10 protein-coding genes and 1 pseudogene are annotated in these 14,653 nt (G+C 72.4%); 6 read left to right on the top strand and 5 right to left on the bottom strand.

The features are described from left to right. The first annotated feature begins 264 nt into the window (after positions 1-264). Positions 265-1,035 (top strand): AraC family transcriptional regulator, encoded by a 771-nt coding sequence (locus IF37_RS0129960; RefSeq protein ID WP_063886422.1) that lies wholly within the window; start codon positions 265-267, stop codon positions 1,033-1,035. Here the strand turns inward: IF37_RS0129960 and IF37_RS0129955 are convergent. Then, positions 981-1,628, bottom strand: a complete 648-nt coding sequence (locus IF37_RS0129955; protein WP_079165946.1) for an AAA family ATPase — start codon at positions 1,626-1,628, stop codon at positions 981-983. The genes IF37_RS0129960 and IF37_RS0129955 overlap by 55 nt on opposite strands. Before the next feature lie 339 nt (positions 1,629-1,967). Here IF37_RS0129955 and IF37_RS0129950 point away from each other — a divergent pair, with 339 nt between their 5' ends. The 4 genes and pseudogenes from IF37_RS0129950 to IF37_RS42705 all read left to right on the top strand — a co-directional run bounded on the left by IF37_RS0129950 (position 1,968) and on the right by IF37_RS42705 (position 6,243). Next, positions 1,968-2,732: a (5-formylfuran-3-yl)methyl phosphate synthase gene (locus IF37_RS0129950; RefSeq protein WP_037857347.1), complete on the top strand. Its 765-nt coding sequence runs from the start codon at positions 1,968-1,970 to the stop codon at positions 2,730-2,732. A gap of 8 nt (positions 2,733-2,740) precedes the next feature. Beyond that, on the top strand, positions 2,741-4,147 hold the full coding sequence (locus tag IF37_RS0129945) for an aldehyde dehydrogenase family protein (protein ID WP_030749428.1): 1,407 nt from the start codon (positions 2,741-2,743) through the stop codon (positions 4,145-4,147). Further along, a pseudogene (locus IF37_RS0129940) lies at positions 4,144-5,238 on the top strand (NAD(P)-dependent alcohol dehydrogenase); the annotation flags it as partial. The gene IF37_RS0129945 and the pseudogene IF37_RS0129940, both read left to right, overlap by 4 nt. Before the next feature lie 99 nt (positions 5,239-5,337). Further along, the gene (locus IF37_RS42705; RefSeq protein ID WP_079165953.1) at positions 5,338-6,243 is read left to right on the top strand and encodes a class I SAM-dependent methyltransferase; all 906 of its coding nucleotides are present in this window, start codon (positions 5,338-5,340) and stop codon (positions 6,241-6,243) included. A gap of 10 nt (positions 6,244-6,253) precedes the next feature. On the opposite strand, the gene IF37_RS0129935 is transcribed toward IF37_RS42705, so the two are convergent. Together IF37_RS0129935 and IF37_RS0129930 are read right to left on the bottom strand one after the other, a co-directional pair. Next, positions 6,254-7,381 carry a methyltransferase domain-containing protein gene (locus IF37_RS0129935; RefSeq protein WP_052845457.1) on the bottom strand — a complete coding sequence of 376 codons (1,128 nt, stop codon included), beginning with the start codon at positions 7,379-7,381 and terminating at the stop codon, positions 6,254-6,256. Positions 7,382-7,764: 383 nt separating this feature from the next. Further along, entirely contained in the window at positions 7,765-9,489 is a 1,725-nt protein-coding gene (locus IF37_RS0129930; RefSeq protein ID WP_301540359.1) for an MFS transporter, read from the bottom strand. Between the two features lie 51 nt (positions 9,490-9,540). Between IF37_RS0129930 and IF37_RS0129925 the strand changes: the two genes are divergently transcribed. Beyond that, entirely contained in the window at positions 9,541-10,107 is a 567-nt protein-coding gene (locus IF37_RS0129925) for a MarR family winged helix-turn-helix transcriptional regulator (RefSeq protein WP_079165945.1), read from the top strand. Here IF37_RS0129925 and IF37_RS0129920 read toward each other — a convergent pair. Continuing rightward, on the bottom strand, positions 10,094-10,516 hold the full coding sequence (locus IF37_RS0129920; RefSeq protein WP_030749417.1) for a hypothetical protein: 423 nt from the start codon (positions 10,514-10,516) through the stop codon (positions 10,094-10,096). The two genes, IF37_RS0129925 and IF37_RS0129920, sit on opposite strands and share 14 nt — an antisense overlap. Positions 10,517-10,597: 81 nt before the next feature. Further along, the gene (dnaE, locus tag IF37_RS0129915) at positions 10,598-14,200 is read right to left on the bottom strand and encodes a DNA polymerase III subunit alpha (protein ID WP_030749415.1); all 3,603 of its coding nucleotides are present in this window, start codon (positions 14,198-14,200) and stop codon (positions 10,598-10,600) included. Positions 14,201-14,653 lie beyond the last annotated feature (453 nt).

Genomic DNA, 14,653 nt, shown 5'->3' with positions numbered 1-14,653 from the left:
GCCGGCCGCCCCCGGTCCTCCGCTCGAATGATGCCGAAAATCCACTTGCCGCCGAGGAGACCGCCCTCCTCGGCGGACGGCCGACGGGGGCGACGGTGATCATGTGGACGGTCACCGTGCCGGTGTCCTCGCCCTTGCCCGTGCCCCCGCAAGGGGGCCCTGTCCCGGCCCTGTCCCTCGGTCTCACGGATTCGCGTGATGTCACGACCGGATCCGGCCTGGCAGAGTGTGTCTGAAAAAGGACTGGCAAAGGGCGGAGAGCACATGTCGTCGCACTCAACAACTCTCGACCCAGCACTCCCGGACAGCCTCCACACCACGGACTCGGTGCCCGTCCAGCGCAGACGGGCCTACTGGCGCGAGGCGCTGTCCCAGACGTTCGGGGCCGTGGACATGCGCGTACCCGACGAGGTCGACCGCGGCACGATCCAGACGTCGCTGCTCGGCCCGATGCAGGTCGTCACGGTGGACGGGGAACCGCTGCGGGCGGCGCGGACCCGGCGGCTGATCGCGGCCGGCGACAACGACGACTACGTGGTCGTGAAGCTGCTGAGCAGGGGCGTCGGCCGGATCGAGCAGGACGGCCGGGACGCGGTCCTGGAGCCGGGGCAGCTCTTCGTCTACGACATGGCACGGCCCCTCCAGCTGACCCTCCCCGAGCGGTTCCGGACGAAGTCCCTGGTGCTGCCGCGCGAGGTCCTCGGCCTGAGCGAGTCCGACCTCCAGCGGATCACGGCCGCGCCACTCGGCTCCGAGTCCGGGCTCGGGGCGCTGCTGACACCGTTCCTGTCCCGGCTGGTCGACACCGCGTCGACCTATCCGCAGCGCACCGGCGAGTCGATCGCCCGCAACGTGGTGGACCTGGTGCAGTGCCGGCGCGACCTGGCCCGCCGGCACGCGGCGGGGCTGACGATCGCGGCGATCGCCCACCGCTGGGGCTTCATCAGCGCCTCGCACTTCAGCCGGGTGTTCCGGGCCACCTACGGCGTCTCCCCCGTCGAATGGCGCGACTCCCCCGCGTTCGGAGCCGTCTGAGGCGACCGTTCGGACGACGACCCGCCGTCCGCGGACGCCCGGGCGAAGCCGGCGATGTGCCGGAGGCCGGGCCGGTATCCGTTCGACGTGTCCACGGTCAGGGTGGGCGCGTCCAGGGAGATCGGCACGAAGGACTCCAGGGAGTGCTCCCCGGCGGCGATGGCTCGCAGCAGGTCCCGGTCGCCGTGGGCGGCCCGGTGCGCGTCCTCCTCGGCGCGCCGGACGATCCGGTCGTGTGCGACGTCGGCCCCGGCGGCGCAGCGGATGACGCGCAGGTGCGCCAGGCCGGTGAGCGGCGCGAGGTTCGGCCGCCACAGCCGGTCCTGGTAGGCGGCCTCGGCGACGAGCGTCACCCCGGCCTCCAGGAGCACCTTCAGCACGCCGAAGAAGGCGTGGAGGGTCGGCGCATTGAGGGGGTCGCCGCCGCCGCCCCGGTAGCCCGGGTGGGACATGACCATGCCCTGTTTGATCTCGTCGCGGATGATCGCGGGGCATCCGAGGACGCGGGCCAGTTCGTGCGCGAGGGTGGTCTTCCCCGTTCCGGGACCACCGCTCACGACGATCAGGCTCGGCTTGCCGACAGGGCTCGTCACGGTTTCCTCCCGAGGACGGGCCGGGGGCGACGGACCCGGTCCCGCGGCCCAGTCTGGCGTACCGGCGGGAGGGGGCGGTGCCGGACCGGTCGAGCGGTGGGCGGGGGCCGTGCCGGCGACACGGCGACGCCGGATACCTGAGGGGCACGGGCGCCCGGGCGGGACCGGTTCACGCCGGTGTGCGCGGCGCGTTGCGCGTGGCGGCGAGCGCCCCGTGGGCACTCCGCACGCTCTACCGGCGCCCACGGGCGACAGAAATGATGAGCACACCGCACAGGAACCAGGTGATCCGCACCCCTGTCCCTCGGTCAGGCGGACATGCGGCGGAAGGAGCCCATGGTGTTGCTTCTCATCTCCCCGGACGGCGTCGAGGAGGCCCTCGACTGCGCGAAGGCGGCGGAGCACCTCGACATCGTCGACGTCAAGAAGCCCGACGAGGGCTCGCTCGGCGCGAACTTCCCCTGGGTCATCCGGGAGATCCGCGACGCGGTCCCGGCGGACAAACCGGTGTCCGCCACGGTGGGGGACGTCCCGTACAAGCCCGGCACGGTGGCTCAGGCCGCGCTCGGCGCCGTCGTCTCCGGAGCCACGTACATCAAGGTCGGCCTCTACGGATGTACGACGCCCGATCAGGGCATCGACGTCATGCGCGCGGTCGTCCGGGCGGTGAAGGACCACCGCCCCGAAGCGCTCGTCGTCGCCTCGGGCTACGCCGACGCCCACCGGATCGGCTGCGTCAATCCGCTCGCCGTGCCCGACATCGCCGCCCGCTCCGGCGCCGACGCGGCCATGCTCGACACCGCCGTCAAGGACGGGACGCGGCTGTTCGACCACGTCCCGCCGGACGTCTGCGCCGAGTTCGTCCGGCGGGCCCACGCGACCGGTCTGCTCGCCGCCCTCGCGGGCAGCGTCCGGCAGGCGGACCTGGGCGCGCTGACCCGGATCGGCACGGACATCGTGGGCGTGCGCGGAGCGGTCTGCGAGGGCGGCGACCGCAATGCCGGCAGGATCCGGCCACAGCTGGTGGCCGCCTTCCGGTCGGAGATGGACCGGCAGGCCCGCGAGCACGCGGCCGCCGCCCCCGCCGTCCCCGCCGTGGGCTGACCGCCGGCATGCCGACCCCTGAGCCCGACCGCGTCCCCGGACGCCGGGCCGCCCGTTTCGCCGTCGTCGACCCGGCCACCGGGGAGACCTTCGACGAGGCCCCCGACCAGCAGCCGGACGAGTTGGACGCCGTGGTCGACCGGGCCCACCGGGCCTGGCACGGCTGGCGTGCCGACCCCGCCGCCCGCACCACCGCGTTGCGCGCGGCGGCCGACGCCGTGGAGAAGGCCGGCGACGACCTCGCCCGGCTGCTCACCCGGGAACAGGGCAAGCCCCTGGCCGAGTCGTACGCGGAGATCGCCCGTACGGCGGCCCGTCTGCGCTACTTCGCCGATCTGGCCCCGAGGACCCGGCGGATCATCGACGGCCGGCCCGTGCGCAGCGAGGTCCGCTGGCGGCCCCTCGGCCCCGTCGCCGCGATCGTGCCGTGGAACTTCCCCCTCCAGCTCGCGGCGGCGAAGTTCGCGCCGGCGCTCGCGGCGGGCAACACCCTGGTCCTCAAACCGTCCCCGTTCACCCCCCTCGCCACCCGGCTGCTCGGCTCCGTCCTCGCCACCGCCCTGCCCGAGGACGTGCTGACCGTCGTCACCGGCCGCGAACCGCTCGGTGCCCGCCTCGCCCGCCACCCGGGCATCCGCCACGTCACCTTCACCGGCTCGGTGCCCACCGGGCGGGCCGTCGCCGAGGCGGCGGCGGCCTCGCTCGCCCGGGTCACCCTGGAACTGGGCGGCAACGACGCCGCCGTCCTGCTGGAGGACGTCGAGGTGGACCGGATCGCGGACCGGTTGTTCTGGGCCGCGTTCCGCAACTGCGGGCAGGTCTGCATGGCGGTCAAACGCGTCTACGCCCCGGCCCGGCTCCACGCCCAGGTCGTCGAAGCCCTCGCCCAGCGCGCGAGGACCGTCGCGGTCGGAGCGGGTCTGGACCCGGACACCCGGCTGGGCCCGGTCAACAACGCCCCCCAGCTGGCCCGGGTCGAGCTGGTCACCGAGCGGGCCCTGGCGGACGGCGCCCGGGCGGCGGCGGGCGGACGGCGGCTGGACCGGCCGGGCTACTTCTTCGCTCCCACGATCCTCACCGATGTCCCGCCCGACAGCCCGGTGGTGACCGAGGAGCAGTTCGGGCCGGTCCTGCCGGTCCTGCCGTACCGGAGCCTCGGTGAAGCCGTCGACGCGGCCAACGGCACCGGTTTCGGGCTGGGCGGCTCCGTCTGGGGCACCGATCTCGACCGGGCCGAGGAGGTGGCCGACCGGCTGGAATGCGGCACGGCCTGGATCAACCACCATGCCGAACTGTCCCTGGCCCAGCCCTTCGCGGGCGTCAAGAACAGCGGTGTCGGGGTCGCGGGCGGACCGTGGGGGCTCTACGGCAACCTCCGGCCGTTCGTCGTCCACCGCCCGGAGGGGGAGGCATGACGACGAGGTTCCGGGCGGCCGTACTGCGCTCGTACGAGGACCCGTTCGCGGTCGAGGAGGTGAGCCTGCGCACGGAACCCGCCGTCGGCGAGCTGCTGGTGGAGATCGCGGGCTGCGGGATGTGCCGGACCGATCTCACGGTCCGGCGATCGGCCGGCCGCAGCCCGCTGCCGGCGGTGCTCGGCCACGAGGGGGCCGGGGTCGTGGTGGCCACGGGCGGCGGCCCGGACACCGCGATCGGCGTCGGTGACCGCGTCGTACTGAGCTTCGACTCCTGCGGGCACTGCCGGAACTGCCGCGGCGCGGCCCCCGCCTACTGCGACTCCTTCGCCTCCCTCAACCTCTTCGGAGGACGCGCGGAGAAGGCGCCGCGGCTGACCGACGCGACCGGGGAGGCGCTGGCCCCGCGGTGGTTCGGCCAGTCCTCGTTCGCCGAGTACGCGCTCGTCCCGGCCCGCAACGCCGTCCGGGTCGACCCCGCCCTGCCTGTCGAACTGCTCGGGCCGCTCGGCTGCGGCTTCCTCACCGGCGCCGGAGCCGTGCTGAACGCCTTCGCCGCCGGCCCCGGTGACACCCTCGTGGTCCTCGGCGCGGGGGCGGTGGGCCTGGCCGCGGTGATGGCGGCCACCGCCGCCGGCGCGTCGACCGTGGCCGTCGACCGGCATCCCGGACGGCTGGCCCTGGCGGAACGGTACGGCGCGGTCCCGCTGCCCGCCGGTACGGCCGGACTGCCCGAGCGGATACGGCGGCTGACCGACGGCGGAGCGCGGTACGCGCTGGACACCACGGCCTCACCGCCGCTCATCAACGACGCGCTCCGGGCCCTGCGCCCCACCGGCAGCCTCGGCCTGGTGGCACGGCTGCACACCGCGCTGCCGCTCGAACCGGGCACGCTGGACCGGGGCCGCGGCATCCGCCACATCTGCGAAGGGGACGCCGTGCCCGCACTGCTGATACCCCGGCTGCTGGGGCTGTGGCGGGCCGGACGCTTCCCGTTCGACGAGCTGATCCGCACCTACCCGCTGGCCGACATCAACGAGGCCGAACGCGACTGCGACGCCGGCCGCGTGGTCAAACCCGTCCTGCTCCCGGGGGGGCGGAAGCCGATGAGCGAGGCACTCCGCACCACGGACTCACCGCACCCGGCCGACAGGCATCCCCCCGTCCCCACTCCCGCCGATGGAGGAAACATGACCGGCACGGCGCCGCACCACCCCGACGTCGAAGGCGTGGACGCGGGCGTGGGTCTGACCGCCCTCCTGGTCGCCGCGGCACGGGCGATCGAGACCCACCGCCACGACAGCCTGGCCCGGGACGTCCACGCGGAGCACTTCGTGCGCGCCGCCCCGGCGTGCGCGGACTGGCCGGTCCGCATCGAGGAGGTGCCGGACGGGGACGCCGACCCGCTGTGGGGGCGGTTCGCCCGTTACTTCGGCCTGCGGACCAGGGTCCTCGACGACTTCCTCCTCCGGTCCGTCCGTCCGGGCGCCCGCCAAGTCGTGCTGCTGGGCGCGGGGTTAGACACCCGCGCATTCCGGCTGGACTGGCCGTCCGGCTGCATGGTCTTCGAGATCGACAGGGCGGGCGTGCTGGCGTTCAAGCACCGGGTGCTCACCGACCTGTCGGCCACCCCGAAGGCGAAGCGCGTCCCCGTGCCGGTCGACCTGCGCGGCGACTGGGTCACCGCGCTCACCACCGCCGGCTTCGACCCGGCCGCGCCGAGCGTCTGGCTGGCCGAGGGGCTGCTCTTCTACCTGCCGGGCCCCGCCGAGACGTACCTCGTCGACACGGTGGACCGGCTGACCACCGCGGGCAGCGCACTGGCCTTCGAGGCCAAGCTGGAGAAGGACCTGCTGGCGTACCGCGACAGCGCGATCTACACGGCGACGCGGGAACAGATCGGCATCGACCTGCTCCGCCTCTTCGACAGGGGGCCCCGACCCGACTCCGCGGGCGACCTGACGGCCAAGGGCTGGTCCACCTCGGTACACACCCCCTTCGAATTCAGCCTCCGCCACGGACGCGGCCCCCTCCCCGAGCCGAACGACGCGCTGGAGGGCAACCGCTGGGTATTCGCGCACAAGCCCCGGCCCTGACGCCCGCGGCTCAACTCGGCAGGGGCCAGGACTCGTTCGCCGGATCGTCCAGCCAGACGTGCCGGCCGGACGCGTCGACGGTGAGACCGAACCGCGTCACCCCCGGGCATCCGCGCTCCCTCCACCAGTCGTGCGCCTCACGGACTTCGTCCCAGAGGCGCCGGGGGCCGGACTGCCACACGGAGGCGTGCCGCCGGCCGTCGCGGAACATCACACAGGCCCACGAGGTGTCGAGGAGGCTGTAGAACCAGACGGGCCGGGCACCGTCCCGCTTGTCCGCCACTGCCTGGCGGCACCGCGGCACCCGGAGGCCGAGGACGAACGGCAGGTCCGTGAACGGGCCCGTCGGGAACTCGTCCTCGGCGAGCACCGCCGTGCTCCGGTCGGCGTTCTGGAGGGGGCCCGCGGAAAGGTAGTCGGCGGGGCGGACGGCGGGACCCCGCTGCGCGCGGAGTTTCATGAACTCCACCAGCCTGGTGAAGGGCCCCGTGGCCGTCCCGCCCGCCACCTCCAGGCGGACCATGGCGTCGGCGTTCCCGTAGGAGGTGCCCCAGGGAGCGAGGATCACGCCGCCGCGCCGGGTCTGCCTGATCCACTCCATGGGCAGTCGGCGGATGCCGACGGTGGCCAGGACCCGGTCGTAGGGGGCCGTGCCGGAATACCCCTCGAAGCCGTCACCCACGACCACCCGGGGGTGGAATCCCTGCTTGTGCAGACGGTCCCGAGCCGTCGCGGACACCGCTCCGTCCACTTCGACGGTGGTCACGTGCCGCGGTCCGAGCCGGTGGCTCAGCAGGGCGGCCGTCTCGCCCGTGCCCGTGCCCACGTCCAGCACACGCATGCCCGCCGCCACGTCCAGGTCCTGGAGCAGCGAGTAGACCGTCGAGGGCATGGACGAGGAACTGGTGGAGAGCTTCCCCGGACCGGGGCCGAGGTGCGCGCCGTCGTCCCACTGGGTGACGATCGGGATGTCGCTGTCCGCCGCCGCGTACCAGGCATCCGGGTCGGCCCGCTTGTCGACGTGGACGCTCGAGCGGGTCGCCATGTCGTAGGGCCAGATGACATCCGGGAGGAACGCGGCCCGGTCGACGGCCGAGAACGACGGCATCCAGTCCGACGACAGCGCGCCGGAGGCCATGAGGACCCGCCCCAACTCCGCGCGGCCGGGCCGGTCCGCACGCGGGGCGGCGGAGGTCACTTGCGGTGCTTCCCGTCGCCCTCCGGGCTCGAACCGTCGGGGCTCGGGGGCTCTTCCGGTGGGGTCCACGGCGTGCCGGGGTGGCTGTCTCCGTCGTCGCCCTGCTCAACGCGTGGGGCAATGCTGAGCCTCATCGGTCGTCCTCCCGTGAACGGTAAGCCGCTATGTCCCGATTTTCGGTGATGTCGAGGGCGGCAACCAGCCACTTTCCGGCCATCTTCACTATCTGTCGCGCAATGATCACTCTGCGCGCTCCGCGTACCCGCGCCCCGCCCCGGCGGTGGTGCCGGGGCCGGGCGCGGGGGTGAACGGCGGTCGGGCTTTCAGTGCGCGGCGGCGGCACCCGCCGGCGCGCCGCCCCGGCCGGTCGGCCGGGCGACGACCAGGACGCCGGCGGCCACCGCGGCGATCAGCATCGCGGCCACGCCCCACCAGATGGCCTGCGTGTAGCCGTGCACGATGCCCTCGCGCAGCACCTGGGCCTTCTGCGTGGGGTTGGTCAGGTGGCGGCCGACGTAGGTGCTCGTCGCCGAGGTGGCGATGGTGTTGAGCAGCGCCGTACCGAGCGAACCACCCACCTGCTGCGAGGTGTTGACCATCGCCGAGGTCACACCGGCGTCCTGCGGCCGCACCCCGTTGGTGGCGGTGGAGAAGACCGGCATGAAGGTCAGGCCCATGCCGAGACCGAGCAGCAGCTCGGCGGGCAGGACGTGGGTGGCGTACGCGGAGTCCACGCCGAGCCGGGTGAGCACCGCGAGGCCGGACGCGGCCAGGAGCATGCCGGGCACCATCAGCAGGCGCGGGGGCGTACGGGGCAGCAGCCGGGCGGAGACCTGGGTGGAGCCCAGGATGATCATCGCGGACATCGGCAGGAACGCCAGACCGCTCCTGACCGGGGAGTACTCGAGGATGCCCTGGAAGTAGTAGGTCATGAACAGGAACAGACCGAACATGCCGATCGTGGCGAGCCCCATGGTCAGGAAGCAGCCCGCACGGTTGCGGTCGGCGAGGATGCGCAGCGGCAGCAGCGGGTGCTCGGTCTTGCTCTGCCAGAAGACGAACGCCGCCAGCAGGGCCACGCCGCCGATCAGCAGGCTGACCACCAGGCCGTCGCTCCAGCCGCGCGACTCGGCCTCCGAGAAGCCGTAGACGACGGCGACCAGGCCGCCGCAGCCGAGGATCACGCCGGGGATGTCCAGCCGGGCCTCGCGGTGGCCCGGGCGGTCGTGCAGCAGCATGAGGGCGCCGATCACCGCGACGGCGGCGATCGGGATGTTCACGTACAGGCACCAGCGCCAGTTCGCGTACGAGGTGAGGATGCCGCCCAGCAGCAGGCCGAGCGCGCCGCCCGCGCCGGCGATGGCGCCGTAGATGCCGAACGCCTTCCCGCGCTCCCGGGGATCGGTGAACGTGGTCGTCATCAGGGAGAGCGCGGACGGCGCGAGGACGGCGCCGAACACGCCCTGGAGCGCGCGGGCCGCGAAGAGCATGCCGGGGCTGCCGGCCGCGCCGCCGACCGCGGAGGCCACGGCGAAGCCGATGAGGCCGATGATGAAGGTGCGCTTGCGGCCGACCAGGTCGGCGATGCGACCGCCGAGCAGCAGCAGGCCGCCGAAGGCGAGGGTGTAGGCCGTGATGACCCACTGGCGGTTGCCGTCGGACATGCCGAGGGCCTTCTGCGCGGACGGCAGCGCGATGTTCACGATGGTCGCGTCGAGGACCACCATCAACTGCGCCAGGGCGATGACCACCAGGCCCCACCAGCGGCGGGGGTCGGGGGCGTCGGCGGTGCCGTGCGCGGTGGGGGCCGAAGCCGTGCGTATGGCCTCGGCCGGGGGCGAGTCGCTCATGACGTGAACGTCACTTCCTTGCTCGTGATGGTGGCGTGCGTGTGGCTTGCGTGGTCCGCGTGGCTGCGGGGCGGTGGGGGCGCCGCGTCGCTGGGGCGCCCCGCCCCTGAGAACCCGGTACCGCGGGCGCTCCGCGGAGCTGACGGGGGTGCGGGTGTCCCGTTCACCGGTGGCCCGAACGGACCGATGATCGGTCATTGAAGCAGATCGTCAGTATGGCTGATGGTCAGTGAAGTGTACGCTGCCCATATGAAGGATGAGGGTCCCCCTGATGTACTTTCCCGTCGGCTGGGATATCTCCTGAAGCACGCCTACCTGGGGCTGGCCGCCGAACTGGACACGGCGCTCGCCCCCTTCCGCCTCATCCCGCGGGAACTCGGTGTGCTGGCGGTGATCGCCGCCTCGCCGGAGCAGCCGTCCCAGCTGGAGATCGCCGCCCGGATCGGCCTCGACCGCACCACGATGGTCGGCGTCGTCGACTCGCTGGAGAGCAAGGGGTACGTGGAGCGGCACCGCAGCGACCGGGACCGGCGCCGCAACGTGGTGACGCTCACACCGGCCGGCCGGACGTGCCTGGAGGAGGCGGAAGAGGCCCGCGAGCGCGTCGAACGCGACTTCCTCGCCCCGCTGGACGAGACCTCCGCCGCGGCCCTGGTCGAGGCCCTGCTCACCCTGCACCTGGCACGGAGCGGCGCGAGCCGCGCGGACACCGTCGTGCACGCGCCGTGCGGCGGGGAGTACCCGGCCGGCACGGACGCGGGGGCACGGCTGGACGGGGACCCGGCCGCCGCCCCGGGCGCCCCTAGTCGCTGGTGACCCCCCAGTAGCCGATCCCCGCCGGCCGGCCGTCACGGTAGAGCACCGTGCAGTTGCCGCGGCCGCGTCCCGGATACGGCAGGCGCTCGGAGTCGAGGGCGTCCTCCCACTCCGCTTCGGTGGGCCGGCCGTCGGGGGCCCAGGCGCGCACCTCGTCGTCGGTCAACGGCCGTATGAACGGGCCCTCGTCCCTGTCCTCCGGGTCGATCATCTCGGGGAAGTCCAGCACCGAGCCCGTGCCACCCGTGAAGATGTACTCGTGCCACCGCGGGTCCCGCCACAGGTCCGCCACGGACCGCTGCCCGAAGCCGTGGTCGTCCAGGGCCAGCTCGCGCTCCTGCTCCTGCCGGAACGCGGCGGCCAGGTCCCGCTGGTAAGGACCTGTCTGCCACCATCCGTTGCCGCCCATCGCCGTCTCCCTTCGAAGCGTTCCACCGGTAGGAGCGCGAGCGTACGGGGTGGCACTGACAGCGCCGTGGCGGACGAGGGTTCACCCGGCCCCGTGCCAGGCGTCGGGTCCGAACGACCCCTTGATGTCGGAGGCGATCGTCATGGCGTTCACGGTGGCCCGCAGCCGGTAGACGATCGTCTTGCGCGGTCCGCGGACCGAGAGGTGGACCGGGTGCTCGCCGGGGTGGGCCCCGACGATCCGCCCGAGTTCCCTGACCGCGGGCGCGCTGACGCGGTGGTACGGCAACACGAGCACCACGGGCGCCGCCCCGGTGCGCTCCGCCGAGGCGACGTCGAGCACCCGCACTTCCTGTCCGAAGACGCTGATCGCACCGTCGCGTTCGTTGACGCGGCCCCGGACGGACACCACGCTGTCTTCGACCAGGGCGGCCGCGACGAGCTGGTACGCGGCGGGGAAGAAGAGGACCTCGATCGTGCCGTCCCGGTCGGCGAGGTCGACGATCGCCCAGCTGTTGCCCTGCTTGGTCATCTTCGGCTGGACGCCGGTGATCAGACCGGACAGGCACAGCATCCCCTCCGTTCGGCCGGAGGACAGCAGGTCGACGATCGTGGTGTCGCGGTGGGCGGCGAGGATGTGCTCGGTGCCGTCCAGCGGATGGGCGGAGACGTACATGCCGAGCATCTCGCGCTCGGTGGAGAGCAGTTGGCGGCGCGGCCACTCCTCCGTACCGATCCTCATGTCGAGGCCGAACCCGGAGTCCGCGCCGGCACCGTGGCCGCCGCCCACACCGGCGAACAGGTCGTCCTGCCCGTACGCGGCGGCCTTCTTCAGCGGCACGACCGCGTCGACCGCCGTCTCGTGCACGGCGGCCAGCCCCTTGCGGCTGTGCCCGAGCGAGTCGAACGCGCCGGCCTTGATCAGCGAGTCGATGGCCCGCTTGTTCAGCGCGGGCAGGCCGGCCTTGTCGAGGAAGTCCTGGAACGAGGTGAACCCGCCCTTGGACTTGCGCGCCGTGATGATCGACTCGATCACGTTCTCGCCGACGTTGCGCACCGAGAGCAGGCCGAAGCGGACGTCGTCGCCGACGGCCGCGAACTCGGCCAGGGATGCGTTGACGTCGGGCGGGAGGACCGTGACGCCGAGCTTGCGGGCGTCGGCCAGGTAGACGCCGGCCTTGTCCTTGTCGTCCCCGACGGAGGTGAGCAGCGCGGCCATGTACTCGGCCGGGTAGTTGGCCTTCAGGTACGCCGTCCAGTAGGAGACGAGCCCGTATCCGGCGGTGTGGGACTTGTTGAAGGCGTAGCCGGAGAACGGGAGCATGACGTCCCAGATCGCCTTGGTGGCTTCTTCCGAGTAGCCGTTGCCGGTCATACCGGCGTGGAAGTTCTTCCACTCCGCGGCCAGGACCTCGGGTTTCTTCTTGCCCATCGCGCGGCGCAGCATGTCGGCGCCGCCGAGGGTGTACCCGGCGAGGGTCCGGGCGACGGCCATGATCTGCTCCTGGTAGACGAGCAGGTGGTGGGTGCTCCCGAGGATCGGGGCGAGCGCGTCCCCCAGTTCCGGGTGGATGGGGTCGGGGTCCTGCCTGCCGTTCTGCCGCAGCGCGTAGTTGGTGTGCGCGTTGGCGGCCATCGGGCCGGGCCGGTACAGCGCCAGCGCGGCCGCGATGTCCTCGAACCGGGTCGGCTCCATCAGCTTCAGCAGCGCGCGCATGCCGCCGCCGTCGAGCTGGAACACGCCCAGGGTGTCGCCCCGGCCCAGCAGTTCGAAGGTCCTCCGGTCGTCCAGCGGGATGACGACGGTGTCCTGGTCGCCGTTCATCGGGTCGACGGTGGCGAGCCTGACGCCCCGGTTCTCCCGGATGTTCTCCAGCGCCTGATCGATGACGCCCAGGTTCCGCAGCCCCAGGAAGTCCATCTTGACCAGGCCCATGGCCTCGCACGACGGATAGTCGAAACCGGTGATCTTCACACCGTCGGAGGCCCGCATGTGCAGCGGGATGCGCTCCGTCAGCCGGGTCTTGGACAGGATGACCGCGGCCGCGTGGACGCCGGTGCCCCGGGTCAGGCCCTCGACGCCCCTGGCGGTGTCGATGACCGCCCGCACGTCCGGCTCGTTCTCGTACATCTGCCGGATCTCGACGGCCTCGCCGTAACGCGGGTGCTCCGGGTCGAAGATGCCGTCGAGCGGGATCGACTTGCCCATGATGTCGGGCGGCAGCGCCTTGGTGATGCGCTCGCCGTGGGAGAAGGGGTAGCCGAGGATCCGGGAGGAGTCCTTGATCGCGTTCTTGGCCTTGATCCTGCCGAACGTGTTCACCATGGCGGTGTACGCGTCGCCGTACTTCTCGGTGACGTAACGCACCATCCTGTCGCGCCGGCGGTCGTCGAAGTCGAGGTCGACGTCCGGCGGGTTGATCCGCTCGGGGTTGAGGAACCGCTCGAACAGCAGACCGTGTTCCAGGGGGCACAGTTCGGTGATCCGCGTCGCATAGGCGACGATCGATCCGGTGGCCGAGCCGCGGCCCGGTCCGACGGGGACACCGTTGTCGCGGGCGTACTTGCAGATGTCGGCGACCACGAGGAAATAGGAGGAGAAGCCCATGGGGCCGATGACCGACATCTCGGTCTCGAAACGCTCCAGCACTTCGGCGGGGACCGGGTCGCCGTAGCGCATGGCGAGCCCCTTGAGGACGTCCTTGCGCAGCCACGACTCCTGCGTCTCCCCTTCCGGCACGTCGGGGAACCGGGGCATCTCGTCGACGTGGTCGAAGACCTCGTCGTAGGAGCCGATCCGCTCGGCGATCAGCAGCGTGTTGTCACAGGCCGCCGGCAACTCGGCGAACAGGGACCGCATCTCCCGCGCGGACTTCAGGTAGTAGCCACTGCCCTGGAACCGGAACCGCTTCTCGTCGGCCTTGTTCTTGCCGACCCCGATGCACAGCAGGTTGTCGTGCGCGTCGGCCTGGTCCTCGTGGACGTAGTGCGCGTCGTTCGTGGCCAGGAGCGGGAGGTGCAGCTCCTTGGCCAGGCGCAGCAGCCCGTCCCGGACCTCCCGCTCGATGGGCAGTCCGTGGTCCATCAGCTCCAGGAAGTAGTTCTCCTCGCCGAAGACGTCCCGGTAGGCGGCGGCGACCTCGCGGGCCTCGTCGTACTGGTGCAGCCGCAGCCGGGTCTGGACGGCGCCGGACGGGCACCCGGTCGTCGCGATGACGCCCTCGGCGTGCTCGCTGATCAGCTCCAGGTCCATGCGGGGCTTGCCCGCCGGGAACTGGCCCGTGTAGCTGGCCTCCGTGGAGAGGTGGAAGAGGTTGCGCAGGCCCCGCGCGCCCGTCGCCCACATGGTCATGTGAGTGAAACGGCCGCCGCCGGAGACGTCCTTGGAGCCCTCGCCGTCGTCCGACACGGCGCGCTGCCCGCCCGGACCCCAGAACTCCCGTCTGCGGTCGCGTCGCGACGACGGTGCCACGTACGCCTCAATCCCGATGATCGGCCTGACGTTCTGGAAGTCCTTGGCGACCTGGTGGAACTCATACGCGCCGAACATGTTGCCGTGGTCACTCATCGCGACGGCCGGCATGCCCTGCTTCGCGACCTCAGCGAACATCGGCCTGAGCTTCTGGGCACCGTCGAGCATCGAGTACTCGGTGTGGTTGTGCAGGTGGACGAAGGACCTTGACACGGGTGCGCACCTCCGCGAAGGGGTCGAGAGGAAGGCCACAGGCTACCCCTCGCGACCTCCTGTCCGATCGCCTTCACCGCCGCCAAAAAGCCCTGCTCACAAGGATTTTCAGGGATTCACGAGCCCGTCGCGCCAAGGGGTCCGGCGGATGGCGCGGGCCGGCCGTTCGGCGTGTCGGAGCGCACCGGTCATGTCGCGGTGGCGGCGGGCGGGCGAGGACCGGGCGCCGCGCGGGCCGCCTCCTCGGGCCGCCTGTGCCGCCTGTGCCGCCGTGTCGGCTCGTCGGGTCCGGTGGGCGCGGATGAACACGCAGCGTGCACAGGAGCGGGGTGGCGCGCGGGGGGCGCGTGGGGTGGCGCGCAGGCGCGAAGCGGTCCGCCGTGAGTGCCGCGGCGACGCACCGGCCGGGTGGAGGACTGGTCGGTGCCGGGGGCGGGGCGGGTGCGGGGGGGG

This window comes from Streptomyces sp. NRRL S-31, assembly GCF_000718775.1.
Classification (GTDB): domain Bacteria; phylum Actinomycetota; class Actinomycetes; order Streptomycetales; family Streptomycetaceae; genus Streptomyces.
The sequence above is the reverse complement of the archived record's forward strand: the minus strand, read 5'-3'. Positions and strand labels throughout refer to the sequence as shown.

Excerpts from the sequence above, each read along its gene's own strand:
- IF37_RS0129960 (WP_063886422.1), top strand. The coding sequence starts at position 265 with ATGTCGTCGCACTCAACAACTCTCGACCCAGCACTCCCGGACAGCCTC.
- IF37_RS42705 (WP_079165953.1), top strand. The coding sequence starts at position 5,338 with ATGACCGGCACGGCGCCGCACCACCCCGACGTCGAAGGCGTGGACGCG.
- IF37_RS0129935 (WP_052845457.1), bottom strand. The coding sequence starts at position 7,381 with ATGGCCTCCGGCGCGCTGTCGTCGGACTGGATGCCGTCGTTCTCGGCC.
- IF37_RS0129925 (WP_079165945.1), top strand. The coding sequence starts at position 9,541 with ATGAAGGATGAGGGTCCCCCTGATGTACTTTCCCGTCGGCTGGGATAT.
- IF37_RS0129945 (WP_030749428.1), top strand. The coding sequence starts at position 2,741 with ATGCCGACCCCTGAGCCCGACCGCGTCCCCGGACGCCGGGCCGCCCGT.
- IF37_RS0129930 (WP_301540359.1), bottom strand. The coding sequence starts at position 9,489 with ATGACCGATCATCGGTCCGTTCGGGCCACCGGTGAACGGGACACCCGC.
- IF37_RS0129920 (WP_030749417.1), bottom strand. The coding sequence starts at position 10,516 with ATGGGCGGCAACGGATGGTGGCAGACAGGTCCTTACCAGCGGGACCTG.